Source organism: Rubellimicrobium mesophilum DSM 19309 (assembly GCF_000600335.2).
GTDB lineage: Bacteria > Pseudomonadota > Alphaproteobacteria > Rhodobacterales > Rhodobacteraceae > Rubellimicrobium > Rubellimicrobium mesophilum.
The window spans coordinates 1-26,905 of sequence record NZ_KK088599.1 but is presented as its reverse complement, the minus strand read 5'-3'; the positions used below and the strand labels follow the sequence as shown (position 1 = coordinate 26,905).

Annotated in this window: 19 protein-coding genes and 2 pseudogenes; 13 read left to right on the top strand and 8 right to left on the bottom strand. The window is 68.6% G+C overall.

Annotation, left to right across the window (positions count from 1 at the left end; genetic code table 11):
• A partial coding sequence (locus tag RUMESO_RS17895) for a family 16 glycosylhydrolase (RefSeq protein ID WP_169791197.1) occupies positions 1–1,114 on the bottom strand: 1,114 nt, incomplete at its 3' end.
• A 1,129-nt stretch (positions 1,115–2,243) separates the two neighbouring features.
• Between RUMESO_RS17895 and RUMESO_RS17890 the strand changes: the two genes are divergently transcribed.
• On the top strand, positions 2,244–4,433 hold the full coding sequence (locus RUMESO_RS17890) for a S8 family serine peptidase (protein ID WP_051521457.1): 2,190 nt from the start codon (positions 2,244–2,246) through the stop codon (positions 4,431–4,433).
• 193 nt (positions 4,434–4,626) lie between these two features.
• Here RUMESO_RS17890 and RUMESO_RS27410 read toward each other — a convergent pair whose 3' ends face one another.
• The 4 genes and pseudogenes from RUMESO_RS27410 to RUMESO_RS17880 form a co-directional block, all read right to left on the bottom strand.
• Complete coding sequence (locus RUMESO_RS27410; RefSeq protein ID WP_245639324.1) at positions 4,627–4,989, bottom strand: hypothetical protein; 363 nt, start codon at positions 4,987–4,989, stop codon at positions 4,627–4,629.
• Between the two features lie 6 nt (positions 4,990–4,995).
• Positions 4,996–6,476, bottom strand: a pseudogene (locus RUMESO_RS17885) (elongation factor G); the annotation flags it as partial.
• Positions 6,473–6,649, bottom strand: coding sequence for a hypothetical protein (locus tag RUMESO_RS27405; RefSeq protein WP_245639323.1), 177 nt, complete (start codon positions 6,647–6,649; stop codon positions 6,473–6,475). The gene RUMESO_RS27405 and the pseudogene RUMESO_RS17885, both read right to left, overlap by 4 nt.
• Positions 6,650–6,934: 285 nt before the next feature.
• Positions 6,935–8,080, bottom strand: a complete 1,146-nt coding sequence (locus tag RUMESO_RS17880) for a calcium-binding protein (protein ID WP_051521456.1) — start codon at positions 8,078–8,080, stop codon at positions 6,935–6,937.
• Positions 8,081–8,538: 458 nt separating this feature from the next.
• Between RUMESO_RS17880 and RUMESO_RS17875 the strand changes: the two genes are divergently transcribed.
• From RUMESO_RS17875 to RUMESO_RS17870, 3 genes are read left to right on the top strand one after another with little or no spacing between them, the layout of a single operon-like run.
• Positions 8,539–9,978, top strand: a complete 1,440-nt coding sequence (locus RUMESO_RS17875; protein ID WP_082484243.1) for a PQQ-dependent sugar dehydrogenase — start codon at positions 8,539–8,541, stop codon at positions 9,976–9,978.
• Positions 9,979–9,989: 11 nt separating this feature from the next.
• Complete coding sequence (locus RUMESO_RS24465; protein WP_082484241.1) at positions 9,990–10,559, top strand: hypothetical protein; 570 nt, start codon at positions 9,990–9,992, stop codon at positions 10,557–10,559.
• Between the two features lie 3 nt (positions 10,560–10,562).
• Positions 10,563–11,192 (top strand): TVP38/TMEM64 family protein, encoded by a 630-nt coding sequence (locus tag RUMESO_RS17870; RefSeq protein ID WP_082484239.1) that lies wholly within the window; start codon positions 10,563–10,565, stop codon positions 11,190–11,192.
• A gap of 1 nt (position 11,193) precedes the next feature.
• Here RUMESO_RS17870 and RUMESO_RS17865 read toward each other — a convergent pair whose 3' ends face one another.
• Complete coding sequence (locus RUMESO_RS17865; RefSeq protein ID WP_037282034.1) at positions 11,194–14,073, bottom strand: molybdopterin oxidoreductase family protein; 2,880 nt, start codon at positions 14,071–14,073, stop codon at positions 11,194–11,196.
• 193 nt (positions 14,074–14,266) lie between these two features.
• On the opposite strand from RUMESO_RS17865, the pseudogene selD reads away from it, so the two are divergent.
• A pseudogene (gene selD, locus RUMESO_RS17860) lies at positions 14,267–15,293 on the top strand (selenide, water dikinase SelD); the annotation flags it as partial.
• Between the two features lie 103 nt (positions 15,294–15,396).
• Entirely contained in the window at positions 15,397–16,449 is a 1,053-nt protein-coding gene (gene mnmH, locus RUMESO_RS17855) for a tRNA 2-selenouridine(34) synthase MnmH (RefSeq protein WP_037282032.1), read from the top strand.
• Positions 16,450–16,570: 121 nt separating this feature from the next.
• Here the strand turns inward: mnmH and RUMESO_RS17850 are convergent, their stop codons facing one another.
• Together RUMESO_RS17850 and RUMESO_RS17845 are read right to left on the bottom strand one after the other, a co-directional pair.
• Positions 16,571–18,142: a PQQ-dependent sugar dehydrogenase gene (locus RUMESO_RS17850; RefSeq protein WP_245639322.1), complete on the bottom strand. Its 1,572-nt coding sequence runs from the start codon at positions 18,140–18,142 to the stop codon at positions 16,571–16,573.
• Positions 18,135–18,590 carry a DUF2231 domain-containing protein gene (locus tag RUMESO_RS17845; protein ID WP_037282028.1) on the bottom strand — a complete coding sequence of 152 codons (456 nt, stop codon included), beginning with the start codon at positions 18,588–18,590 and terminating at the stop codon, positions 18,135–18,137. Before RUMESO_RS17845 ends, RUMESO_RS17850 begins: the two co-directional genes overlap by 8 nt.
• Before the next feature lie 417 nt (positions 18,591–19,007).
• Here RUMESO_RS17845 and RUMESO_RS17840 point away from each other — a divergent pair, with 417 nt between their 5' ends.
• The 7 genes from RUMESO_RS17840 (at position 19,008) to RUMESO_RS17810 (ending at position 26,596) form a co-directional block, all read left to right on the top strand.
• On the top strand, positions 19,008–19,691 hold the full coding sequence (locus RUMESO_RS17840) for an HAD family hydrolase (protein ID WP_037282026.1): 684 nt from the start codon (positions 19,008–19,010) through the stop codon (positions 19,689–19,691).
• Positions 19,688–20,650: a sugar-binding transcriptional regulator gene (locus tag RUMESO_RS17835; protein ID WP_245639321.1), complete on the top strand. Its 963-nt coding sequence runs from the start codon at positions 19,688–19,690 to the stop codon at positions 20,648–20,650. Before RUMESO_RS17840 ends, RUMESO_RS17835 begins: the two co-directional genes overlap by 4 nt.
• A 228-nt stretch (positions 20,651–20,878) precedes the next feature.
• Entirely contained in the window at positions 20,879–22,204 is a 1,326-nt protein-coding gene (locus tag RUMESO_RS17830) for an ABC transporter substrate-binding protein (protein ID WP_037282024.1), read from the top strand.
• An 82-nt stretch (positions 22,205–22,286) separates the two neighbouring features.
• On the top strand, positions 22,287–23,159 hold the full coding sequence (locus RUMESO_RS17825; protein ID WP_037282023.1) for a carbohydrate ABC transporter permease: 873 nt from the start codon (positions 22,287–22,289) through the stop codon (positions 23,157–23,159).
• Positions 23,160–23,170: 11 nt separating this feature from the next.
• On the top strand, positions 23,171–24,001 hold the full coding sequence (locus RUMESO_RS17820) for a carbohydrate ABC transporter permease (RefSeq protein ID WP_037282022.1): 831 nt from the start codon (positions 23,171–23,173) through the stop codon (positions 23,999–24,001).
• 9 nt (positions 24,002–24,010) lie between these two features.
• Positions 24,011–25,012, top strand: a complete 1,002-nt coding sequence (locus RUMESO_RS17815) for an ABC transporter ATP-binding protein (protein ID WP_037282020.1) — start codon at positions 24,011–24,013, stop codon at positions 25,010–25,012.
• A gap of 162 nt (positions 25,013–25,174) precedes the next feature.
• Entirely contained in the window at positions 25,175–26,596 is a 1,422-nt protein-coding gene (locus RUMESO_RS17810; protein WP_245639320.1) for a mannitol dehydrogenase family protein, read from the top strand.
• Positions 26,597–26,905: the final 309 nt, after the last annotated feature.

The window sequence follows — 26,905 nt, the reverse complement described above, 5'->3', positions numbered from 1 at the left end:
CGTCGTGCCCGAGCCCGCCGTCCAGCGTGTCCGCCCCCCCCTGGCCACGCAGCGCGTCATTGCCAGCACAGCCCTCGAGATAGTTGGCGCCGTCGCTTCCGTAGAGTGTATCTACGCCCGAAGTGCCTTCGACGTTCTCGATGCCGCGGATCACGTCCCGGCCCAGACCTGTCGTCTGCTCGTTCACCATGCCCAGGTTCACCGTCACGCCAGTGCCGCCCGACACCACCAGCCAGTCGTCGCCCGCGCCGCCATCGATGAAGTCGTTGCCGCCATCGAGGCCGAGCTTGTCGTCACCGTTGCCCCCGCTGATGCGATCATTGCCCAGGCCGCCCTTGAGGACATCGTCACCGTCGGTGCCCTGGAGGTTGTTCGCGAGGCCCTCGCCCGGAGATGGCATGGACCCAGACACGTCGCCGTCGCGAACGCTGGCGTCCAGGATACGTCCCTTGATGGGCGCGGTGAGCGGAGAGTAGACGCCTGTCCAATCGCTTAGGCGCGAGTCGCTGGCCCACAGGTTGACGATGCTGCGCAACTGGCCCGTGTACCAGACGCCGCCCGGCATGTCGTCGCCGCTGAAGTAGGCCACCGGGGTGTCGTCCACCCGGAACACCGCGCCCTTGCCGGTCAGCGTGATCTCGTAGTCGTGCACCCCGGCGGCGGCGTCGAAGCCGAGATCGATCACCGTGCGTTCAAGGTTCTGGATATGCTGGCCGGCGGCGTTCTCCATGTGCACCGTCACCTGCGCCTTCGTGGTGTCCCTGCCCACGAACTCCCAGTCGAACTCGAGCGTTCGCTGATGCTTGCCGCCAGCGGCCATGGCGAACATGCCGAAGACGGTGCCAGGTTTCATCTGCGGGGCCTGCGCGGTCCACTCGAAGGTGCCCACGTCCGCCAACGATCCCGACCTCATCTCCCCGCCCGTGGCCTTGTAGGAGCCGGGGGAGGACGCGCCCAGGCTGACCTCGGCGGCCCCGTCCAAGGCGATGCGCACCCGGTTGCGTGCGAAGTTCGTGTTCCAGCTCAGTGTGCCAGCGGCCCAATCCGAGACCTGCCAGTTGCCATAGCGCAATGGCTGGCCGGAGTAGGTTAGATCATTATACGTGTCGAACATGGGTTCCCCTCTCGCGGCCATGTCCCATCAGGCCGGCGGTAGCGAAGGAACCGGGTCGGGTGGCGGGAAGGAGGCGTCCATGTGGCGGCCACATGGCGCCCTCCCACTGCGGATCATATTACCACAGGTTGCATCATAGAGAGGCCAAGCTCTTGGCGGTTGTGTAAGGACTTAGCTGAAACGAGGAGAGTCAAAAACGGTGCGTTTCCTGTGTCGAAACAACCTAGCTCCTTGCAAGCTCGGGAGAGCCAGCGGAGGCCAGGGAAGGACTCCTCTGCCGCCCGGGCTGATACCCTGCTGCAGCTCTCGTCGTAGAGGCGAGCGGAAGGTGCGCTACAGGCCGAAGGCGCTTAGAGCAGGGTCGCGGCCCGGTATGTTGCCAAAGAGCAACTCCCCGTCGGTCGTGAGCGACGTGGCTCGCAGTGAGAAAACCTCTTGAAAATCCTACGGCGCCCAACCCGGGCTAAGGGCGATGCAGGGTTGCGGGACCCTTGTTGCAGGGGTGGCCCTGGTGCCTCTAGCGTTGTGGCAACAAACTGTTTGCGTCGTGCGAACAGAGGCCTATAAAATGGAAATCGCAACACTTGGCGGGAAAGCATGTTGCCTGACATTCCGTGCACGTCCGTAGCCGGTGAGTTTTCGGCTTTCAGAACCCTTGTCGAAGAATCAAGGCTGAAATTTCCGCCGACGAGGTGATGCGGGCGATGGAATTCCTCCTATCTCAAGGGCAGCAATAATTATCGACGTCGCGCGCATTGCTACGATCTGCCCTGCGGGCCTTTGGTGCGGTGCGCGTTCCGACCGCTTCGGGCTCGATGCCCGTTCGGTTTCAGGGATTTCCGACGATGCCAAGGTGCAGTGCGCCACCTTGAACTGCCTGCTGATCTGCGAAGACGACGGTGCCAAGCGATCTGTATCAGGCATGTCTTCGGCCGCCTCGATTGACCAACACGCGATCGTGAGAGAACTCGGTATAGCAAAGACCCGTCGCATGGGCACGATGCTTTTGGTGCAGGAGTTCCGCATTGTGAGGTGATAGAATTTCTACCACTCGACATTCCGCCCGAAGCGTCCGGGGCTGATCGTCAGGCAGGACTCCTCCGCAGCCATCGTGATTGGAGAAGAGTAAATGCGGTTACCGAACGATCCACTGCTGGGTCAACAGTGGCATCTCATCAACCACACCGCGGGTCTGTTCGACCTGAACGTGGCGTCGGTCTGGAGCCCTAGCCAGGGCGAAGCCTACAACGGCCTGGGGACGCGCACCGTCATCATCGACGACGGCTTCGACTACGTCCACGAGGATCTGGCCAGGGACTATGACGTGGCCTCGGATCATGACTTCCTGGACTCCGACGCCGATTCATTCGGATCCTTGTCCGAGGTCCATGGCACTGCCGTTGCCGGGATCATCGGTGCCGTGGGCAACAACGGCCTGGGTGGCGTTGGAGTCGCCTATCAGACGCAGTTGGTCGGCTACCGCACCAACAACGTGATTGACGATGTCTGGCTGCAGAACATCCGCGACGCCATCCGGGACGCGGCGATGAGCGCCCAGGGCGACGTGGCCAACATCAGCCAAGGTATCGCCAACGACCCCGACAGTGCCTTCGGCGTGGGCTACAACGCCTTGCGCTTCGACGAGATCGAGACCTCGATCGGCACCGCCGTGAACCAGGGGCGCGGCGGCCTCGGCATGACTATCGTGAAGGCGGCGGGCAACTCGCGGTCCGCCAACTATGACGTCAACGCGGACGACTGGACGAACGACACGCGGCAGGTGGTGGTGGGGGCGGTGGACCAGAACGGCTTCGTGTCGTTCTATTCGAGCTACGGGGCGGCGCTGCTGGTGTCGGCCTTTGGCACGCCGGGCCAGGTGGTCACGACGGACCGGACGGGGGCGGCCGGCTACACGGCCGGCAACTACACGACCACCTTCAACGGCACCTCGGCCGCCGCGCCGATGGTCGCCGGAGTGGTGGACCTGATGTACGACGCCGCCGCGGGGCTGGGCTGGCGCGACGTGCAGTCGATCCTGGCGCTCTCCGCCCGGCAGGTGGGCTCGGAGGTGGGGGCGGGCATCGCCGGCTCGGAGCGCTTCCCCTGGGCCTGGAACCACGCCGAGACCTGGAACGGCGGCGGCCTGCACTTCAGCAACGACTACGGCTACGGCCTCGTTGACGCCTGGGCCGCCGTCCGGCTCGCCGAAAGCTGGAACCTCACAGGGACAACGGCGGCAGTGACGAGCGGTCAGGTCAGCAGCACCATGGATGTGCTCGACGGCAGTATCACCGTGCCGGACAACGATGCCACGGGGCTGAACTTTGCCGGCAAGGCGGGGTCGGATCATGTCGTCGAGCGCGTGACCGTGCAGATGTCGTTCTCGACCGCCTTCACCGGGGACGTCGAGGTGTACCTGACCTCCCCGGACGACACGGTGAGCCAGCTCATCGCTGATGCTGGGAATATCAACGACTACAACGGCACCTGGACCTTCGAGAGCCAGGCGTTCCGGGGAGAGCACGCGGCGGGGACCTGGACCGTGCGGGTCGCCGACGACGAGAGGGGCGACCTGCTGACGGTCTCCGACATCGTTGTCCGGACCTGGGCTGCGGCCAGTCCTGACGACCGCTACGTGTTCACCAACGAGTACTCGGACTACGCTTCCGTGGCCGGCCACAAGACCGCGATCACGGATGGCAACGGCGGCGCCGACACCGTGAACGCGGCGGCGGTGACCAGCGGCTCGACCATCCGCCTCGACAACGTCAACGGCCTGATCGACGGGGTCGCGGTCCGGTTCGTCAACGTCGAGAATGCCATCGGAGGCGACGGCGGGGATAGGATCTTCGGCAGCGCCGGGGCCAATGCCCTCTTCGGCATGAGAGGGAACGACCAGATCACGGCGGCCGCCGGCAACGACACGGCGAACGGCGGCGTGGGCGACGACCTCCTGATCGGTGGCGCAGGCAAGGACATCCTGATCGGCTTGTCCGGCAACGACACGTTCCGCTTCCTGAGCAAGGCCGACACGCTCTTGTCGTCGTTCGACATCATCAGGGGCTTCAATGCCGCCGGCGCCGCCTTGGGCGATCTGATCGACCTCCTCGCCATCGACGCAAAGGAGGGCGTCGACGGCAATCAGGCCTTCACCTTCGGCTCGATGGCGCAGGGCGGCATCGAGGTCACCGAGGTGAGCGGCGGCGTCACGCGGGTCCAGGGCTTCACGAACGCCGCTGCCGGCGCGGACTTCCAGATCAACATCCAGGACGGAGCCATACTGGCGTCGCAATACACGGCTGCCGACTTCCTGCTGTGACCGGGCCAACGGACCGGGATGGGCCCGTGGCGATGCGCGGCCTGCGGCGCTCGCGGCTCCCAGACATGATGAGGCATCCCCTGCGGGAGAGGCGAAAAGGGCCCATGGTCGTCGGGCTGTCCCTTGTCCGATGATCCGGCCGGCGATCTCGAGCGAGGCCTCAAGGCCCCGCCGGATCTGCGTTCGGCCCGGCTTACTTGAGCGCCTCCGCCCGAGCGGCCACGACCTGCTCGGAGGCGCGTCCCATGACCTCCTGCAGGTGGTCGAATTCCTGCGTGAACCAGCCGAGGCCCAGGCTCTGGGAACGCAGATCCACGATCATGTCGCCGATCTCCCCCGCCGGCATGAGCGCCTGCACCTCGTCCCAACCTCGCCACCCGGGCTTGGAGTCGAAGCCCAGGAGCTGACCGCGACGCCCGGTGACGATCCTCTGGACGCGGGGCGTGAACTCCGAAGGCACGGAGATGGCGACCCGGAGGATGGGCTCCAGCAGCACGGGGCCGCAGCTCGGCATCAGCTCGGACATCGCCTTCTGCGCGGCCTTCTGGAACGCCATGTCGGAGCTGTCCACCGTGTGAAAGCCGCCGTCCACGAGCGACACGGCCACGTCCACGACCGGAAATCCGAGCGGGCCGCGCGCGAGGTAGGATTCGACCCCCTTCTGGACCGCCGGGATGTACTGCTTGGGCACCACGCCCCGGTGATGCGGTCGGCGAAGCGGAAGCCTGAGCCGCGCGGCTCCGGGCGCACCTCGATGAGCACGTCGGCGAACTCGCCATGCCCGCCCGACTGCTTCTTATGGCGCGCGTGCTGCTGGCCGGGACGCGTGATCGTCTCGCGGTAGGGCAGGGTCGGCCGCTCTCGCGTCACGGTGAGCCCGTATTCGGATTGCAGCCGGGACAGCATGATCTGCAGGTGCAGGTCGCCCTGGCCGCTGACGATGAGCTCCCCTGTCTCCGGGTTGTGCTCGGACTTGAGGGAGGGGTCCTCCTGGCACATCCGCCCGAGTGCGGAGGTCAACTTGACGTCGTCGGATTGCCGCTGGGCCGAGAGGGCTACGGCAAAGAGCGGAGGCGGGGGCTCGGGCCAGTCCGCCTCGATGCCTCGCTCGCCGCAGAGGAGGTCGCCGGTCGCGGCGGAGGCCATGCGGCTGAGCGCCACCACCTCGCCGGCCTGAGCCGAGCGCCGAGACGTGGACTTGCGGCCCATGAGTGCGCTCACCCCGCCGATCCGGTCCCGCCCCAGCGTGAGGCCGTCCCGGATCTCCCCGGCCCAGACACGCGCCAGGGACACCTTGCCGGTCTGACCGGCAAAGAGCGTCCGAAAGACCTCGGCGGTCGGGCCCTGGTCGGTCGAGATCCCCCGACGGGCGGCGGTGACCTCGCTCGCAGGCACCTCGTGCCGGAGCGCCTTGAGGAGCCGGTGGATGCCGTTGCCGTTCTCGGCCGAGCCGAAGAAGACCGGCACGACGAGATCGTCCTGAAGGTCCCGCGTCAGGTTCTGGTAGATGTCGTCGGTCGACGGCACGACGTCCTCGAGCAGCTCCTCCATGAGCCGGTCATCGAAGTCGGCCAGCGCTTCCAGCAGGGTGCTCCTTGCCTGCCCCTCCTCGTCCAGGAGGCGCTCCGGCAGGCTGACCAGGGCCGAGGCCTGGTGCGGCTGCCAGCGCCAGGCACGTTCGCTCACCAGATCGACCATGCCGGTCACCTGACCGGCCTCGTCCCGCATGGGAATCTCGCGCAGAAGAAGCGGCCGAGTGGAATAGGCCTGCAGGGCCTCGAGGGTCGCCCGGACCGAGGCCTTGGGCTGGTCCATCTTGTTGACGAAGATCAGGTGAGGGATGTCCCGCTCGTCCAGGAAGCGCAGGAGGGATGAGACCGCGACGGCCCTCTCGGGTTGCGGCTCGCAGACGACCACGACGGCATCGGCCACCATCATCGCGCATCGCGCCTCGTGACCGAGCTCCACCGACCCCGGGCAGTCGATGAGGGTCCAGGCCTCCCCCAGGTAGTCGAAGCTGGCGACGGAGAGTTCCGTGCTCATGACGCGGGCGCGGGCCTCGGGGCGGCATCGCCGACCGTGCTCCCCTCCTTGACCGAGCCACGCCGCTCGATGGCCCCCGCAGCGAAGAGCAGCTCCTCAAGGAGGGTCGTCTTGCCGCTTGCGCCCGGACCGACGAGGGCGGCGCATCGTGGTCCGACAGGATGGTGGGTCATGTACTGGCATCCTCAGGTTCAGGCGACCCTGGATCATGATCGCCGCTTCGATCCGTGCAACGGCCCCGGCCTGCCCCACGGGCGTCTGGCCCAGTCACTATGACCCAGGGCGGACGATCTGCAAAGCTTTCCGCGGACCGGTTGGACGAGGCACGACGCCCTGTTCCGGACGAATATGGGACCGGCGACCGCGAAGCGCGCTCCGGCATCGACCTGGTCCCCCCGCCATGGATGCCCCCGTGGCGGGGCCGAAGCTCGGCTCCCTCCCGTGCCACTCCCTCTCTTCTAGAACAGGAGGATGTCGTCGTGCGCCATCGTCGCGCCTGCCTGCAGGTCCGCGACCATCTTGAGCCCACCGTCCTTGCTGCCATTCCTGTCGAACCACAGCGAGGTGTCCTGGGTGTCGAAGATGAAGCGGACATCCGCATCCCGGGCCTCGTGGCCGACGCTCTTCTGGAACTCGCCGCGCGACAGGGTGCCGGCCTCCAGGCCGCCTCCAAAGCGTGAGGCGTCGATGGCGATCCTGTCGTCGTTGCCACCTGCATCCCTGAAATCGGCGATGGTGTCGCCGCCGTCCTGCGGGGCTAGGAAGACGAAGGTGTCGTCGCCCCCACCGCCCCGGAGCCGATCCAGGCCCGAGCCACCGTCGAGATCGTCGTCACCGCCCCCGCCCCGGAGCACGTCCTCACCCCTGCCGCCTCCAAGGCTGTCCTGGCCCGTGCCGCCGATCAGGATGTCGTCGTTCCGGCCGCCGAACAGGCCGTCGTTGCCTCCAACGCCCCTCAGGATGTTGCGGCCCGGGGTGCCGATGATCGTGTTGTCGAGCTCATTCCCAGTGCCGTTGAGATCCCCGACGCGGAAGCTTCCTCCCAGGTCGAGGTTCTCCAACCCGAAGCCCAAGGTGTAGGACATGTAAGCCTCGACGACATCGATCCCGCCCGAGGGGTCATCCCTGTCCTCGGTCACCGTGTCGCCCGCGTCATAGACGACGTAGCGGTCATTGCCGGGCCCGCCGTAGAGCTGGTCGACACCTCCCATATGGCCGTCGAGGCGGTCGTCGCCCAAGCCGCCATAGAGCTGGTCGTTGCCCTCGTTGCCGGCCAACCAGTCGTTGCCGTCGCCGCCATAGAGCCGATCGTCGCCCGCAGCGTCGAAGAGCCAGTCGTCGCCCTCTCCCCCATTTTGCTGATCGTCGCCGTTGCCGCCGCTCAGGTGGTCGTCGCCATCGCCTCCGTCCAGGATGTCGTCGCCGTCGCCCCCGTCCAGGATGTCGTCGCCTTCACCGGCCGCCATGTCATCGTCGCCCCCATTGCCGACCAGGGAGTCGGAGCCCGCGCCTGGCTTGGAGCCTGGTGGATCCGCGATGACCCCATCGGTAACCGAGGTCGGTCCAATGAGGTCGTTACGCTCGGTTCCGGTGTAGGTGCCCATTCTGTCCTCGCATTGCTCCTGCGGCCCCGCCTCGGGCGGCTCGTCGGACGGTAACACGGTCGCGGGAGGCCGCTACAGGGATTGCTGCGGGCCCCTTGAACGATTCCTCGGACCCTACCGCTCGGCCCACGCCAAGCTCCGAGCCAAGGAGGGGCCAGGCTGGATCGGCGCGCCGGCCGGCGCCGCGGAAAGAGTCGGGCCGGCGCGAAAGCGCACACCTGGAACGGCCATCGCTCGGGATCGTGCGACCGAAGGGAGGGCAGGCTCAAGGTGAGGGAGACCGGCAGACGATGCGACCACTCACCCCATCGCTGGCGAGGTCTCGGCCTGTCCAGGCCTTGCCCCTCGTCGCACCCGCTACCCGACACTCTGGCCGCGCTGCTCGCTCGACGGACCGTCGGACAGTTCCATCTCGTCGCCCAAGACCCCGAATTCGGATCGAGGCGTGGGAGGACCGGATGCTGCCCAGGATGTCGCGTGCCTCGCTGGAGGAGTTGAAGGCGTTGCCGACCCCGGTCCGTCCCCGCCTCGACGCGGCGGACGTGTGGGTGCCGGATGGCTACGACGTCGAGCCGGTGGTGGCAGGGCTCTCCTTCCCCTGCGCCATCTGCTTCGACGCGGACGGGACGATGTTCGTGGCCGAAGGCGGCAGCACCTGGCCCACTCGGCCCTACATGACCCCCAGGATCTGGCGGATGTCGCCCGGCCAGGACCCCGAGGTCTTCGCGGTGGAGAACCTGGGCGGCCCGCGCGGCATGAGCGTCCGGGACGGCTACCTCTACGTCTCCGTCAAGGGCGGCTACCACATGCGCGTTACGCGCCACGACCTGAGGACGAAGGAGCGCGTCGTTCTCGTGGACGAGCTGCCTTCGGGTGGCTGGCACGAGCCCGGCGGGCCGGTCTTTGGGCCGCACGACGGCCTGATGTATTTCTCCAACGGCTCGGTCGCGCTCCAGGGCGTCGTGGTGCCCGAGGGCTTCACGGTGGACCTCGCCAAGCATCCGCACGCCCATGACGTGCCCGGCCAGGACGTGACCCTGACCGGCAACACCGTCTGGGCCCGCGACCCGCGCCTGCCCTTCCCCTTCTACGCCGAAAGCGGACCCTTCCAGCCCTTCGGGACGGCCGTGACCAAGGGGCAGGTCGTGAAGGGCCAGCTCAAGTGCAACTCGGCCGTCTGGCGCTCGAAGCCCGACGGGAGCGACCTGGAGCTGCTGGCCTGGGGCATCCGCAACCCCTTCGGGCTCGCTTTCGGAGAGGATGGGCACCTCTACGCGACTGACAACGACTTCGAGGAGAAGGGCGAGCGCGCGGTGGGCGAGGACCCCGACCGCATCTGGAGGATCAGGAACGCCCAGCTCCCGCCGGGGGAGGTGAAGGAGCCCGAGTGGTTCGGCTATCCCGACCTCTGCGGCGACGGGCTGCCGCTCTGGCACGAGAAGCACCTGCCGATCCGGGGCAAGGCGGCCGAGCCCTTCCTCGCGGACCCGCCGCCCTGGGCGGGGCCCGCCGCTTATCTCTTCGAGCCCCACACGGCGCTGGGCAAGCTGGCCTTCTCGCGTTCGGATGAATTCGGTCATCGGGGCAAGGCCTTCGTCTGCCAGTTCGGCACCTATGCGCCCCTCAACTCCAACCGCGAGAAATACCTGCGGAACGGCTTCCAGGTGGTCACCGTGGATTTCGAGGCCGGCACCCACGAGCCGTTCATGCGTAACAGGGCGGGCGGCCCGGCCTCGGCCACGCCCGGCAGCGGCGGGCTGGAGCGGCCGGTGGACTGCGCCTTCCACCCGGACGGGCGTAGCCTCTACGTCCTCGATTTTGGGAACAACACGGCCAACAAGAGCTACGTCGTGGCCTATGCCCATACGGGCGTGGTCTGGCGCATCACCAAGCGCTGAGGGAGCAGAGCATGGACGGCACCGCACCGGGCCACCCCGAAGGGCCCTATGTCCTCAACCTCACGCGGGAGACCTGGAACGAGCACCTCGACCGCGCCTCGACCTGGCTCGCCAACGTGGTCACGACGCAGGCCGCCTTCCGCCAGGCGCTGGAGATCGCGGTGCCCAAGGTCGAGGAGCCCAACATCCGGCGGTTCCTGTCCGAGATGCTCGACCGCGCCCAAAGGCACGAGGAGGTCGCGCATCGCCTTCCCCGTGTGCTGGGACGAGAGGCCGCGGATGGGGCTCGCAGTCTCGCCGGGACCGTGATGGACGTGGCGAGGAAGGCGCTCGATACCGTGGAGGGGCTCGCGGGCGGGGCCAGGGGGAACTGGAAGGACCTGCATCACCTGCTTCTCCTCAACCTCGACGCCATGGGCGCCTTCGCCATCGCCGAGCAGCTCGGCCTCGCGCTCGCGCACGCGGAGTTGCGGGACCTCGCCTGGGCGGTGGAGGCCGAGAAGTCCACCGACCAGCTCATCCTGCAGGAACTGATGCTCGAGATGGCGGCGGTCGCGATCCTCTACGGCGAGAAGGTCTGAGGCGTGAGCCGCGCCCTGCTGCGCTGGGGCGCGCTGGCGGCCCTGATCCTGCTGTTGATCCTCGGACCCTTCGCCCTCTGGGGCGAGCGGATCGAGGCCTGGGTCGAATCGGGCGCGTGGAGCCCCGCAAGCGCGGTCGCACCTGCCGCGATCCTGGCGGGGCTCCTGGCGGCGGACGGGCTGCTGCCGGTGCCGTCGAGCCTCGTGTCCACGCTCCTTGGGGCGCTCCTGGGTACGGTCCAGGGGACGGCGGTGGGTGCGGCGGCGATGACGATGGGGGTCCTGCTGTCCTACCTGCTTGGCCGTTGGGGCGGGCGCCCGGTGGCACGCCGGATGGTTGGCGAGGAGGGCATCGAGCGCGCGCTGGCTTGGCTCGACCGGCACGGGGTCTGGGCCTTGGCCGTCTGCCGGCCGCTGCCGGTGCTGGCCGAGGCCTCGGTGATCGTGGCGGGTCTCGCTGGGATGCGGCTTGGGCCAGTGCTGGCGGTGACGGCGCTGGCGAACCTGGGGCTTAGCGCCGTCTATGCGGGCGTGGGTGCGGCGGCCGGAGGGGTCGGGACCTTCCTCCTCGCCGTTGCGGCGGCCTTCGCCCTGCCTGGGGCGATGCTGCTGGCGATCAAGGCGCGCCCCTAGGTCACTCCGGGACGATCAGCGCCTGGGGCGCCGCCGACAGGATCCGCGTCTGGAGCCAGCTCCGCTGCCGTTTGTTCTGCCGCTCCAGGGCCAGGACGACGGCCTTGAGCCTCTCGTCACGCAAGGCCAAGGCGGCCTGCTTCAGCACGCAGAGGCAGATGTGGATCTCGTTCGCCATCAACCAGCAGTCCTGCAGATCCCTGAGCAGGCCGATCCCCGTCGGCTGCAGCCGGGGCGAGAGCGCGCGGGCCAGGCGCTTCGGCTCGACCTGCGAAGTGTCGCCGTAACGCTCCACGAAGGGGCGGAGCGCATCGACTTGGTTCTGCGTCCAGGTCGCCATCCGGCGACCCATGGAATGGACGTCGGCGTCCTTGGCATGAGCCTTGGCCACCTCCTCAAACATCCGGGCGAGCGCCGTCTCGCTCTCGATCAGGAGGCCGAGGTAGTCCGAGACGTGCTGGCGCGGCGGCTTGATGGCGCTACTGGCGGCCTCGGCCGCGCGACGGGCCTGGTCCTTGAGCGTTGGGTTCTTGGTTTCCTTCTCGTCCGGCTGGACGGTCGAGGGTCTGGCGACCCGGGTGATCCTCACGGCCAGGAACTTGTAGTGCGGCTGCTTGCTGACCGGGTCCCACTCGAAGAGCGTGAGCTCGTTCGCCGCCCGCGCCCGGCCGGGGTCGTCCCAGTAGCCGAAGTGGAAGGGCACGAAGAGACGCCCTCGGGGTATGTCGCCCAGCCGCGCCGGCGCCTCGATCCGGCCGCGCCGGGACTCGATGCGCACCCAGTCGCCTTCGCGGATGCCCTGCTCGGCGGCATCCTCCGGGTTGACCTGCACCCAGTCGTCGGGCGCCGCCGCGCGCAGCTCAGGCGAGCGGGCCGTCTTGGTGCGGGTGTGGAAGTGGTAGACCAGGCGGCCGGTGGAGAGCCAGAAGGGATACTCCTCTTCCGGCTCCTCACTCGGGGGCTGGTAGTGGGCGGCCTTGAGGAAGGCGCGACCGTGGGGCTCCTTGGCGCGGTACTCCTCGGGGAGGATGTTGCCACCGGTCACGATGTCATGGCCGTAGGAGGCGGCGTAATCGGGATGCGTCGCGAAGATGCCACCTCTGTAGAGCCTCTCGCATCCGTCCGGGTGCTCGTCGTTGCAAGGCCACTGGATGCCGGAGCCGCCTCTCAGCTTCTCGTAGGTCATTCCCGAATAGTCGCAGGGCCGCCCGCGCGTCACCTCTCGGAAATCATCGAAGGCACCCTCGGGGTCCGAGAACTTGACGAGCGGCGCGCCGTCCTTGTCGCGGAACCCCATCCGTCGGGCATAGTCGAGGAAGATGTCGAAGTCGGATCGCGCTTGGCCCGGGGGGTCCACGGCCTTGAGGCTCAGATGGCAGGTCCGGTCCACGTTGGTGAAGGTGCCGGTCTTCTCGCCCCAGATCGCCGTGGGAAGCACCACGTCGGCGAGCTCCGCCGTCTCGGTCAGGAACGCATCCTGGACGACGACGAAGAGGTCGGGGTTGCCGAGGATACCGCGCACCCGGCCCAGATAGGGCATCGACACCGCCGGGTTGGTGCATTGGATCCAGAGCATCCGGATCGAGAGCTGCTCCGCCAGGCGGAAGATCTGCAGGGCATGGGTCGGCTCGGCCCAGTGGGGGAGCTTGTCCACCTCGACGTTCCAGCGACGGGCGAGCTCGGCCATATGGTCGGGGTTGTCCCAGTTGAAGAAGGCGGGCAGCTCGCCGTCCGCGCCGGCCTCGTGGGTGTTCTGCGAGGTGGGCTGTCCGTTCATCTGGAACACGGTCGCGCCGGGCCTGCCGATCATGCCCCGGATGAGATGCAGGTTGTTGAGCGCGCAGGCCGAAGGCGTGGCCTGATGGCTCTGGTAAACGCCCTGCAGGGCGGTCGAGACCATGCTGCGGGCTTCGGACAGCCATTGCCCGGCCTGCCGTAGCTTGTCGGCAGGGACTCCGGACAAGGCCTCGACCCGCTCGGGCGTGTAATCCTTCACGACATGGGCCAGATCGTCGAACCCCAGCGTGTGCGCCTCGATGAAGTCGCGGTCGATGGCGCCGGCCCCGATGACGAGATGGAGAAGGCCGTTCAACACGGCGAGGTTGGTGCCCGGCCGGGGTGCGATGTGCAGGTCGGCCTCGCGGGTCGTGGGCGTCTCTCGGATGTCCACGGCGATCAGGCGGGGCGGGTTGGGTCCGCGCCGGCGATCCAGGATGCGGCTCCACAGGACCGTGTCCGTCTCGGCGATGTTGTGGCCGAAGTGGAGGATGCACTCGGTCGTGTCGAAGTCGCGGTAGCTGCCGGGGTTGCCGGGGGTGCCGAAGCTCTGCATCAGCGAGGCCCCCGCCGTCGCGGTGCAGAGCCGGGTGTTCGCGTCCATGTGCGGCGTGCCGAGGCCGGCCTTTCCGATCAGCCCGAGAAGGTAGTACTCCTCGAGGAAGAGCTGTCCGGTGGTGTAGAAGCCGATGGAGCTCGCCGTGCGCGTCCGCACCAGCTCCTGCGACTTCTGGACGATCAGCTCCATGGCCTCGTCCCAGCTCGCCTCGACGAGCTGGCCGTCCTTGCGGATCAGAGGATGTTTCAGGCGGTCGGGGCTGCCGTTCGCCATCCACGAGTGGAGGCCCTTGGGCCCGAGCCGCCCATGGTTCACCCGATCGGCCGCGCGCCCTCGCACGCCGACGATGCGGCCATCCTTGACCCCGATGTCCATGGCGCAGCCGTTCGAGCAGGTGACGCAGGCCGACTGGACCCAACGATCGGGCTCCTCGGCGAGGAGCTGGTCCACCCGCTCAGGCCATTGACCCTCGCCCTCGAAGGGCGTTCGTTCGCCCCAGATGTCGGCGATGCTGTCCCGGGACTGATGCGCCTGCGATCCGTCCATTCGATCCTCCAAGGCGTTGGAAGTGGTGGTGATCCAACATGGCTTCGGCGGAGGTTGTTCCGGTGCTTCACGGGGGCCGGCCGGTGGACCGCTACTCCCGGTCCGAGGCGGGCTTGCACGAGGGGCGCAACAGGCGCCTTGGTCTGCGGGCGGCTTTGCGGTAGGTCGTCGCCTGCCATGGGCGGCGGGCGCGATGCACGGGCCGGGCGTCGCACTGGGTGGACCGCCAACTCGGAGGAAAGCGGATGAACGCGGTGGATCGACAGGTGGAGCCGAAGCTCACCTCGCTGTCCCATGGGGCGGATGCGGCTGCAAGATCGCGCCGGGGGTGTTGTCCGAGATGCTCCGGGGCACCAGCGGCCTTCCCGTGCCCGAGGAGCTGCTGGTCGGGATCGAGACCTCCGACGACGCGGCGGTCTACCGCCTCAACGACAGCCAGGCGCTCGTCGCCACGACCGACTTCTTCATGCCGATCGTGGACGACCCGCACGACTTCGGACGGATCGCAGCGACCAACGCCATCAGCGACGTCTACGCCATGGGCGGGCAGCCGATCATGGCCCTGGCGTTGGTAGGGATGCCGATCAACGTGCTCTCCGGCGAGACGATCGGACAGGTGCTCGCCGGCGGAGCGTCCGCGTGCCGCGCGGCGGGCATCCCGATCGCAGGCGGCCACTCCATCGACTCGGTCGAGCCCATCTATGGCCTCGTGGCACTGGGCCTCGTGGACCCGAGTCTCGTCAAGCGCAACGCCCGGGCCGAGCCGGGCGACGTGCTCGTCCTCGGCAAGCCGCTGGGCGTCGGCATCATGTCGGCGGCGCTCAAGAAGGGCGGGCTGAGCCCCGAGGGCTACGCCCGCATGATCGCCACGACGACGAAGCTGAACACCCGCCCGGACCGAGCTCGCGCGTTTGCCCGGCGTCCACGCGATGACCGACGTCACCGGCTTCGGCCTCGCGGGCCATGCGCTCGAGATGGCGCGCGGGTCGGGCCACGAAGTGCGGCTGGACTGGGCTGCGGTGCCGCTGCTGCCCGACGTGCAGGCGCTGGCGGGGCAGGGCTTCGTGACCGGCGCCTCGGGCCGCAACTGGGCCAGCTACGGCGCCGAGATCGCCCTTGCGGAGGGCTTCGCGCCCGAGGACCGCGCCCTCCTGACGGACCCGCAGACGAGCGGAGGTCTCCTCGTCGCCTGCGCGCCCGATGCGGTGGAGGAGGTCGTGGCCACCTTCCGCCGCCACGGGTTCGACGGCGCGGCGGCGGTGGGGACGGTGGTCGAGGCGGCTGGCGCCCCCCGGCTCGTGGTGGGGTGACGGACGACTCCCCATGCCTCGCGTCTTCGCGTCCATCACGGATTTCCTCGCGCACGGCTTCGATGACCTGATCGACGTCCGCAGCCCGGCCGAGTTCGCAGAGGATCACGTCCCTGGCGCGATCTCGCTGCCGGTACTGTCGAACGAGGAGCGCGCCCGGGTGGGCACGATCTACGTGCAGGAGAGCGCGTTCCTGGCCCGCAAGATCGGCGCCGCCCTGGTCGCCCGCAACGCGGCCGCCCACATCGAGGGACCCCTCGCCGACCGGGGCGGCGGCTGGCGGCCACTGGTCTACTGCTGGCGCGGCGGCCAGCGCTCGGGCAGCTTCGCGACCATCCTGAGCCAGATCGGCTGGCGCGCCGAGACCGTCGAAGGGGGATACCGGAGCTGGCGGCGGCTGGTGCAGCGGGCGCTCTACGAGGAACGGCTCCCGCATCGGTTCGTCCTCCTCGACGGGCTGACCGGGACCGGCAAGTCGGAGATCCTCGGGCGGCTGGACCGGATGGGGCTGCAGGTGCTCGACCTCGAAGGGCTGGCCCGGCATCGCGGCTCGCTCCTCGGGGCGATGCCCGGCGGGCAGCCCAGCCAGAAGGCGTTCGAGACGGCGCTCGCCACGCGGCTGGCGGCCTTCGATCCCGCCCGACCGGTCGTCGCCGAGGCCGAGAGCAGCAAGGTCGGCGACCTTGCGGTGCCTCCGGCGCTATGGTCTGCCATGCAGGCGGCCTCGCGCATCGAGGTGCTCGCCGCCCCGGAGGTCAGGGCCCGCTACCTCGCCAGGGCTTATGCCGACCTGGCGGCCGACCGCGACCGGCTGGAGCCGCTCCTCCGGCACCTGGTCGCCCTGCGCGGATGGGCCATGGTCGAGCGCTGGATCGGATTGCTGCGCGAGGGCGACACCGAGGCGCTGGCCGCCAGCCTGATGGCCGATCACTACGACCCGGCCTATCGTCGTAGCCGGGCGCGCTACCCGGTCCCGCAGATCCAAGCCGTCGAGGCCGGGGCGCTGGACGAGGCCGACCTCGACCATGCCGCCGAACTGATCGCCGCCACGGTGGAAACTCTCTGACCCGGGGCCCCTCGGCGGGGACCCGACCCTGGTCAGGTGGACCCTCGACCAAGACCCTGGCCCGGAGGGACTGTCCAGGCGGACAGAGACCGGCGCGCCGGCCGGCCCCATCCTGTGTCGCTCACTCGCTCGGTTGGGCAGGGGGAACGCTTCCCCCGGGCTGCGCGGCCGGAGCGATCTCCGTCTGCGGCGGGTTGGGCGTCGCGGTCGAGCCCGCCTCGGCAGGGGCCGGCTCGGCGGCGCCGGTTGCCGCTGGCGCTCCTCCGTCCTGTGCTGAAGCATCGGCGGGCGACGCGGCGCTTGCGGACTGCGCCGCGACCACGTCGGTGCCGACCGGCTCCGGCGTGATCGAACCATCGGCGGCCGCAACGCGCCAGACCGTGTTGCCGGCGTCGTCGGCCACGAGCAGCGCCCCCGTGCCGTCGATGCCGACGCCCACGGGACGGCCATGAGCCTGATCACCTTCGATGAAGCCGGTGACGATGTCCACCGGCTGCCCCGCAGGCTCCCCGTTCTCGAAGGGGACGTAGATCACCTTGTAGCCGTTGAAGTCGGTGCGGTTCCAACTCCCGTGCTCGCCCACGAAGGCGCCATGGGCGAACTGGTCGGGCATCGCCGAGCCGTTGGAGAACACCATGCCGAGCGGCGCGACGTGGCTGGACAGCGCGTAGTCCGCGGGGATCGCGCGCTCGACCATGTCCGGGCGGGGCGGATAGACCCGCGGGTCGACGTGGTCGCCGTAGTAGCTCCAGGGCCAGCCGTAGAAGGCCCCGTCCTGCACCGAGGTCATGTAGTCCGGCACGAGGTTGGGGCCGAGCTCGTCACGCTCGTTGACGACGCACCATAGCTCGCCGGTGTCCGGGTTGAAGATGAGGCCGTTCGGGTTGCGCAGGCCGGAGGCGAAGACGCGCGCGGCCCCGGTGGCGCGGTCCACCTGCCAGATCGAGGCGCGGCCCTTCTCGGCTTCGATCCCGTTCTCCACGACGTTGGAGTTGGAGCCCACGCCCGCATAGAGGAAGCGGCCGTCCGGGCTGAGCGCCAGGTCCTTGGTCCAGTGGTGGTCGATCGGTCCCCCGGGCAGGGGGGTGAGCACGGTCGGCGCCTCCGTGATCTCGGTCTGGCCAAGCTGGTAAGGGTAGGCGAGGATCGCGTCGGTCGCGGCCACGTAGAGGGTATCGTCGATCCAGGCGACGCCGAACGGCGAGTTGAGGCCGGTCAGGAGGTCGTACCGCTCGTCCACGATGCCGTCGCGATCGGTGTCGCGCAGCAGGGTGATGAGGTTGCTCTCCTTCTGCTCGCCGCCTCCGCCGCCATGCGCGATGGACATGATCCAGCCCCGGATCCAGTCCTTCGGGCGCGAGATCGGCTCGCCCTCGGGCGCGCGCGACTGGATCACCAGCACGTCGCCGTTGGGCAGAGTGTGGACGGTGCGGGGGTTCACGAGGTCGGTCGCATAGGCCGAGACCGTCAGGCCCTCGGCGACGGTTGGCGTCTGTCCTTCCTGCCAGCCGATCACCTCGGCCACCTTCATGCCGGGCCAGAGCGATCTCTGGGGTTCGGGCAGGACCGGGTCGGGGCCGATCTGGCTGGCGAGGTCGAACTCGCCGTCCTGGGCCTGCGCGACGGTGGCAAGGGTCAGCAGGGCGCCGCCGAGCAGCAGGACCATGCGGGAGGTATGGCGACGATCAGTCATGGGAGCTCACTCCGACGGCATGGCGATAGATGAGGGAGCGACCGAGCCAGACCGTCACGATCAGAAGGAGGACCGTGAGGGCCGACAGCGCGAGTCCCCAAGGCACGACCGCGGTCCGCCCGTCCCCCGCATGGACGAAGTTGTTCAGCAGGGCCACGAGCAGGACGATGACGTTGCCGATGGCGTGGGGCCAGGCGGGCCGCTGCGCGCGGACCTCGCGTCGGGCCAGCAGGTCGATCGCTCCGAAGAGCGCTGCGAGGCCGCCGGTCACGACGCCGGCGAAGAGCAGCCAGGACGAGAAGTTCTGCCACATGAGATCATTGGTGCGCCAGAACATGAAATCGGTGACCAAGGCGAGCGTGAACGAGGCTATCGGAAAGGGAACCAGCGTCGCATGGATCGGATGGCCGGCAATGGCCGCTGTGGATCGGGGATGTGGTAGATCCATGGAGTGCCTCCTGAACGGGTCGCAAGGGTCTGATATGCAAGGGATGGCAGCGGCGATGGGTTCCGACGACCTCGCGGTTGTGAACTGCGACGCGTGGTCGCGATCATCCGCCAGGTCATCCGGGAGCGGGTCAGATGTGGCGCGGAACCTGCGACAGGCGGCGGGCTCTCACAGGGGTTGCTATGGCGCTCAGCCTTCCGAGGCGGGACGGTCATCCTTGCGCCCTCCGTCCTCACCGCCCGGACAGGGGAGCACCTGAGGATCTTCGCGCAGCCGGTCCTCGCAGCCATGGAGCGTTCGTCGCGTCTTGCGGGCCCGATCCGGTTACGCTGTTGTCGTGCCGCAGCTATGGTCGACCGCGCTGGTGGTCGGCTCCCGGCAAAGGCATCCCGCCTTGCCCACCCTGGAGGAGACCCGGTGCGCCCCGACCTCGTCATCTTCGACTGCGACGGCGTGCTGATCGACAGCGAACTGATCTCGGCCCGCGTCCTCGTGGAGCTCGCGGCCGAGGCCGGAGTGGTCTTCGACGCCGCCCATGTGCGCGAGAATTTCCTGGGCCGGAGCTTTCCTGCTGTCGCGCAGTCGATCCGCGAGAGCTTCGGCGTCCCCCTGCCACCCGACTTCGAGGCTCGTTACCGGACGCGCCTGCTCGACCGCTTCGAGACCGAGCTGCGGCCGACCGAGGGGGTCGCCGACCTCCTGCGCCGCCTCGCGCCGCCGGCCTGCGTCGCGACCTCCTCCTCGCCCCCGCGCGCGGCGAGGAGCCTCGCCATAGCCGGGCTCGACCGCCTCCTGCCGCAGGTCTTCACCGCCAGCCTCGTGCCCCGCGGGAAGCCGGCGCCCGACCTGTTCCTCCACGCGGCCGCGGCGATGGGCGTCGCGCCCGAGCGATGCCTGGTCATCGAGGACAGCCGCCCCGGGCTCGTCGCCGCGCGGGCCGCCGGGATGGAGGTGGCCTTCTTCACGGGGGGCAGCCATCTGCGCGACGTCGGTGCCGAGTTTGACATGGACCCTCCGGTCAGGGCATTCCGCTCCTGGCCGGAGCTCGTCGCAGCCTATCCGGCCCTCGTCCGCCCCACGACGTCGGAGCCCGTGACGTGACCAACCAACGCCTGTCCGCCCCGCCCACGCGCCTCGACGACGCGGCCCGAGCCGGTTGGCTCTACTACGTCGCGGGCAACACGCAGGACGAGATCGCGCAGAAGTTGGGCGTCTCCAGGCAGACCGCGCAGAGGCTCGTCGCCATGGCCGTGGCGGAGAAGCTCGTGAAGGTGAGGCTCGATCACCCCATTGGGCACTGCATGGACCTCGCCGCCGAGCTGACCGACCGCTTCGGCCTCCGCATCGCCGAGGTCGTCCCGTCGGATCCAGGCGCTCCCGATCTCCTGGCCGGAGTGGCGAGCGCGGCTGCCGCGCTCCTCGAACGGACGCTCCGCCATCCCGAGCCGCAGATCATCGCGCTCGGCACCGGCCGGGCCCTCAAGGCCACCGTGGAGGCGCTGCCCCGGATGGATTGCCCGCAGCATCGCATCGTCTCGCGATTGGGCAACATGATGGCGAACGGCCAGGCCACGGCCTACAACGCCGTGGTCCGCATGGCGGACCGCGTGGGCGCGCCTCACTACCCATGTCCACTGCCCGTCCTGGTGAAGGACCCCCAAGAGCTCGGGCTCCTGCACGCGCAGGAGGCAGTGCGCCACACGCTCGCGCTCTGCGCCGAGGCCGATCTGACCCTCGTCGGGATCGGTCAGATGAATTCCCGGGCGCCGCTGTTCGTCGACGGCTTCGTGAGCCAGGCCGAGCTCGAGGCGCTCGTCAGGGCCGGCGCGGCCGGCGAGATCACCTCCTGGGTGTTCGACGGGCAGGGCCAGTTGATTCACGGGTCGTTCAACGCGCGCGTCGCCTCCGCGCCCCTGTCGCGCGCAGGCGAGAAGCCCTTCGTCGCCGTCGCCGTGGGAGAGGCGAAGGTCGCGGCCATCCGCGCCGCCCTCGCGGGCTGTCTCGTCAATGGGCTGGTGACGAACGAGGCGACCGCAAGCAGCCTCCTGGCGAGCAGCTAGATCGTACTCGCGGTCGATCCCGCGCCGGTCGCCTCGCGATGAGCAGGGCGCCGGCCCGGGCTTCGCTCTGGACCTCAAGCGAACCATGCTATGTCCCTGTGGGCCATGCCGGAACTCCACGGAGTTCGCCGCGATGCGGCGTGGAAGATGGCTTGACATGTTGCCGAGATGGGCCGAGTAATTGCCCATAGACTAAGCATTTGCCCATCAGGGCAAAGGGAGGACAGCATGATTTCGACGACCCGCGCCCTGCTGGGGGCGACGGCGCTTTGTGCCTTCGGCACGCTCGCCGCTGCGCAGGACACCGTCACCCTGACCATCGCGACCGTGAACAACGGCGACATGGTCCGGATGCAGGGCCTGACCGACGACTTCACGTCGCAGCACCCCGACATCCAGCTCGAATGGGTGACCCTCGAGGAGAATGTCCTTCGTCAGAACGTGACGCAGGACATCGCCACCAACGGCGGCCAGTACGACGTCGTCACCATCGGCACCTACGAGGTTCCGATCTGGGGCAAGCAGGGCTGGCTGGCCCCGCTCGACGACCTGCCGGCGGACTACGATGTGGACGACCTGCTGCCGTCGATCCGCGCTGGCCTGTCGGTCGACGGGACCCTCTACGCCGCCCCCTTCTACGGCGAATCCTCCTTCGTGATGTACCGGAAGGACCTCGCCGAGGCTGCGGGCGTCACCATCCCCGACCAGCCGACCTGGGACGACATCAGGAAGGCCGCCGAGGCCATGAACGACCCGGACAACGGCGTCTACGGCATCTGCCTGCGCGGCAAGGCCGGCTGGGGCGAGAACATGGCGTTCCTGACGACCATGGCCAACTCCTATGGCGCCCGCTGGTTCGACGAGAACTGGAAACCCCAGTTCGACTCCCCCGAGTGGAAGGCGGCGATCACCGACTACCTCGACCTGATGAACAACTACGGCCCGCCCGGCGCCTCGTCGAACGGCTTCAACGAGAATCTGACGCTGTTCCAGCAAGGCAAGTGCGGCATGTGGATCGACGCCACGGTCGCCGGCTCCTTCGTGACCGACCCGAACAACTCGACGGTCGCGGACAAGGTCGGCTTCGCTCTCGCGCCCGATGCGGGTCACGGCCGGCGCGCCAACTGGCTCTGGGCCTGGTCGCTTGCCATCCCGGCCTCCTCGGACGCGATCCCGCAGGCCAAGGAGTTCATCGCCTGGGCGACGGGCAAGGGCTACACCGAGCTCGTGGCCAACAGCGAAGGCTGGGCGAACGTGCCCCCCGGCACGCGCACCTCGCTCTACGAGAACCAGGACTACCTGAGCGCCGCGCCCTTCGCCCAGATGACCATCGACTCGATCAACGCGGCCGACCCCAACAGCCCGACCGAGCAGCCCGTGCCCTACACCGGGGTGCAGTTCGTCGCGATCCCGGAGTTCCAGGGCCTCGGCACGAGCGTCGGGCAGGAGTTCTCGGCCGCGCTGGCCGGCGAGAAGTCCGTGGACGAGGCGCTGGCCGCCGCGCAGGACGTGGCGACGCAGACCATGACCGAAGCGGGCTACATCACGCAGTGACGATCTAGGGCGGGGGGTTTCGGCCCCCCGCACCGCTTCAACGGGGGGCTCGGACCCTCCGGCCAGTGCCCGGGAGGAAGGAATGTCCACGCAGGCCTCGCGGTCCGCCGCACGGACGATGCTGTCGCCGGCCGTCATCCTGCTCTTCGTCTGGATGATCGTGCCGCTGGTGCTCACGCTCTGGTTCTCGTTCCACCGCTACAACCTGCTCACGCCCGAGCGCTACGGCTTCATCTGGTTCCAGAACTACGCGAACTTCGTGACCTCGCCCGACTTCTGGGGCGCCATCGTCAACACGCTGATCCTGGTCCTGGGCGTGCTTTTCATCACGGTGGTGGGCGGCATCCTGATCGCGCTCCTCATCGACCGGCCGATCTGGGGGCAGGGGCCCGTCCGCATACTCGTGATCTCGCCCTTCTTCATCATGCCGCCCGTCGCGGCGCTGGTGTGGAAGAACATGTTCTTCAACCCCACGAACGGCCTCTTCGCGGCGGCCTTCCACGCCATCGGCCTCAGGCCCTACGACTTCCTCGGGCAGGCGCCGCTCGCCTCCATCATCGTCATCGTCGCCTGGCAATGGCTGCCCTTCGCCACGCTGATCCTCCTCACGGCCCTCCAGTCGCTCTCCTCCGAGCAGCTCGAGGCGGCCGAGATGGACGGGGCGCCGCCCGTGAAGCGCTTCTGGTACATCGTTCTCCCGCACCTGAGCCGCGCCATCACCGTGGTGGTGCTGATCCAGACGATCTTCCTGCTGGGCATCCTGGTGGAGATCCTGGTGACGACCAACGGCGGTCCGGGCACCCAGTCCACGACGCTGACCTTCCTCGTCTACAAGGAGGCCCTCCTCAACTTCGACGCGGGCAAGGCCGCGGCCGGGGGCGTGGTGGCCGTCATCCTCGCCAACATCGTCGCCATCTTCCTGATGCGCGCGATCGGCAAGAACCTCGACGCCTGAGGAGATCAGACATGGCCCGAGCCGTCTCCACCCAACGCAAGGCCTTCAACACCGTCGTGGCCTGGGGCGTGGCGCTCCTCATCGCCTTCCCGATCATCTGGACGGTGCTGACGAGCTTCAAGCCCGAGCCGCAGGCGGTGGCGACGCCGCCGATCTGGCTGGGCTTCGACTGGACCACCAAGAACTACCACGACGTGGTCCAGCAGCGGGGCTACTTCAGCTTCTTCCTCAACTCGGTCATCATCGCCCTGGGCTCGACGGCGCTGGGCCTCCTGATCGCCATCCCGGCCGCCTGGTCCATGGCCTTCGTGCCGGGGCGCAGGACGCGCGACCTGCTGATGTGGATGCTCTCGACCAAGATGATGCCGGCGGTCGCCGTGCTGACGCCCCTCTACCTGATCTTCCGCACCCTGGGCCTTCTCGACTCGCGCCTGGGCCTCGTGGTGGTGCTGATGCTCATCAACCTGCCGATCATCGTCTGGATGCTCTACACCTACTTCAAGGAGATCCCGGGCGAGATCCTCGAGGCCGCGCGCATGGACGGCGCCTCGCTCTGGAACGAGATCCTCTACGTGCTGACGCCCATGGCGATACCGGGCATCGCCTCGACGCTCATCCTCAACATCATCCTGGCGTGGAACGAGGCGTTCTGGACGATCATCCTGACGGTCACCGACGCGGCGCCGCTCACCAAGTTCATCTCAGGCTTCTCCAGCCCGCAGGGCCTCTTCTACGCCAAGCTCTCGGCCGCCTCGACCATGGCCATCGCGCCCATCCTCATCATGGGCTGGTTCTCCCAGAAGCAGCTCGTCCGCGGCCTCACCTTCGGCGCCGTGAAGTAAGGGACCATCATGGGACAGATCACCCTCTCCAAAGTGGCCAAGCGCTTCGGCGACGCCGAGGTCATCCCGCCCCTGGACCTCATCATCGACGACGGCGAGTTCGTGGTCTTCGTGGGCCCCTCGGGCTGCGGCAAGTCCACGCTGCTGCGCCTCATCGCGGGGCTCGAGGACACCTCGGACGGCCGCATCCTGATCGACGGCAAGGACGCCACCGCCCTCGGCCCCGCCCAGCGCGGCCTTGCCATGGTGTTCCAGAGCTACGCGCTCTACCCGCACATGTCGGTGCGCTCCAACATCGCCTTCCCGCTCAAGATGGCCGGCCTGGACAAGGCCGAGCAGGACCGGCGCGTCGAGGGGGCGGCGAAGGTCCTGAACCTGACGAACTACCTCGACCGCCGCCCCGGCCAGCTCTCGGGCGGGCAGCGCCAGCGCGTGGCCATCGGCCGGGCCATCGTGCGCGAACCGGCCGCCTTCCTCTTCGACGAGCCCTTGTCCAACCTCGACGCCGCCCTCCGCGTGGGGATGCGGCTGGAGATCAGCGAACTGCACGAGCGGCTCAAGACCACGATGATCTACGTGACCCACGACCAGGTCGAGGCCATGACCATGGCCGACAAGATCGTCGTCCTGAACGCGGGGCGCATCGAGCAGGTGGGCAGTCCCCTGGAACTCTACCGCACGCCCAGGAACCTCTTCGTTGCGGGCTTCATCGGCTCGCCCAAGATGAGCTTCATCACCGGGGCGGAGGCGCAGAAGGCGGGCGGGGCCACCGTCGGCGTGCGGCCCGAGCACCTCCGCGTCTCGCCCTCCGAGGGGCCCTGGCGGGGCACGGTGGGCGTCTCCGAGCACCTGGGCAGCGACACCTTCTTCCATGTCCACGACACCGGCCTCGCGCCGGTCATCACGGTGCGCGCGGACGGCGAGGTGGCGCTCAGCCACGGCGACACCGTCCACCTCACCCCGCAGGCCGACAAGATCCACAGGTTCGACCAGAACGGATTGCGGATTTGAGTCGGACGTAGCCGTCGCGAGGGCCGGTGGGCCGGACTGGCCCACCGGCTCGGCGCGCCAATGTCATCGATCGGACCGCCCCAGACGAAAGGCTCCTTACGGAGGACGTATCCATGCCCATTCCCCTGAACAACGCGGCGCTCTCCCATCTGCCCGGAGGGCGTGTCCGGCCCTGCCTATGACCGTTCCCAACTGAAGGCCGGCATCCTCCACGTGGGCGTGGGCAACTTCCACCGGGCCCATATGCAGGTCTACCTGGACCGGCTCTTCGGGAAGGGCCGCGACCAGGACTTCGCCATCCTAGGGGCGGGCGTGCGGCCATCGGACGCCCAGATGCGCGAGCGTCTCCTGGCGCAGGATTGCCTGACGACGGTGGTGGAGCTCGATCCCACGGGGCTCAACGCGCGGGTCATCGGGTCGATGATCGACTTCGTGCCCGTCGCGCCCGAGGCGGTGATCGCCGCCATGGCCGATCCCGCCATCCGCATCGTCTCCACCACGGTCACCGAGGGCGGCTACTACGTGGACGCCAAGACCAACGGCTTCGCGGCGGACCACCCCGACATCCAGGCCGACGCCGCCAATCCCGAGGCGCCCAAGACGGTCTTTGGGATGGTGCTCGCCGCGCTGCGCCGGCGCCGGGACGCGGGGGTGCCGCCCTTCACGTTCCTGAGCTGCGACAACCTTCCCGAGAACGGCCACGTCGCCAAGCGCACCGTGGTCGGTTTGGCCCGGCTCCAGGACCCGGCCTTCGCCGACTGGGTGGAGGCGAACGTGGTGTTCCCGAACTCCATGGTGGACTGCATCACGCCCGCCACCTCGGACCGGGAGCGGAAGATGGTCGCCGACCGCTTCGGCCTCATCGACGCGGTGCCGGTCGCCTGCGAGCCGTTCCGCCAGTGGGTCATCGAGGACCACTTCCCGCTGGGCCGCCCGGCCTGGGAGGAGGTCGGCGCCGAGTTCGTGGAGAACGTCGCGCAGTACGAGCTGATGAAGCTTCGCATCCTGAACGGGGGGCACGCGGCCATCGCCTATCCCGGCGCGCTCCTCGGGCACCACTTCGTCCATGACGCCATGGCCGACCGGCGCATCTCCTCCTGGCTCGACGCGCTGACGCGGCGGGAGATCCAGCCGACGCTGAGCCCCATTCCCGGCGTCAGCTACGACGCCTATCGGGAGCTGATCGCCGACCGCTTCTCGAACCCGGAGGTGGGCGACACGATCCCCCGGCTCTGCCTCGACGGGTCGAACCGGCAGCCCAAGTTCATCCTGCCCACGGCGCAGCAGGCCCTTTCCGAAGGCAAGCCGTTCGAGGGGCTGGCCCTCGAGGTGGCCCTCTGGTGCCGCTACTGCGCGGGCACCGACGAGGCCGGGAACGAGATCCCGCCCAACGACGACAACTGGGAGGACCTGCGTGCCCGCGCGCTGAAGGCCAAGGACGACCCCGGCGCGTTCCTGTCGAACCCGCTCGTGTTCGGCGAGCTTGGGCAGGATGCCCGCTTCGCCGGGGCCTTCGCCGAGACGCTCCGCTCGCTCTGGACCCGGGGGGTGGAGGCGACGCTGGCGGACTACGTCGGCGGCTAGGCTGGTCCCACCCGTGCTTTCGCGCGGGTGGCCGGCTCTGGGCGATGATCGGGATGGCGGGCGTCCGGCCCTTCGCGGGCCGGCGCCCTGGCCTGGGGAGACTCCGGCGTCGCGGCATGGGCGGAGGACGCAGCTTCCCCTACCCCGCCGGGCGGCGACCCAGGGACGGGATCACCATGACAGACAAGAGTTAAGGGACGGTTAACGTCCGCGCGAAACCTCGCGATGGGCGCGGCCTCCGATCCGGCCCGACCGGATGCCGTCCTGAGTCGTCGCTCCCGCCGCAACGGCGGGGGGCCGCCCTCGTCG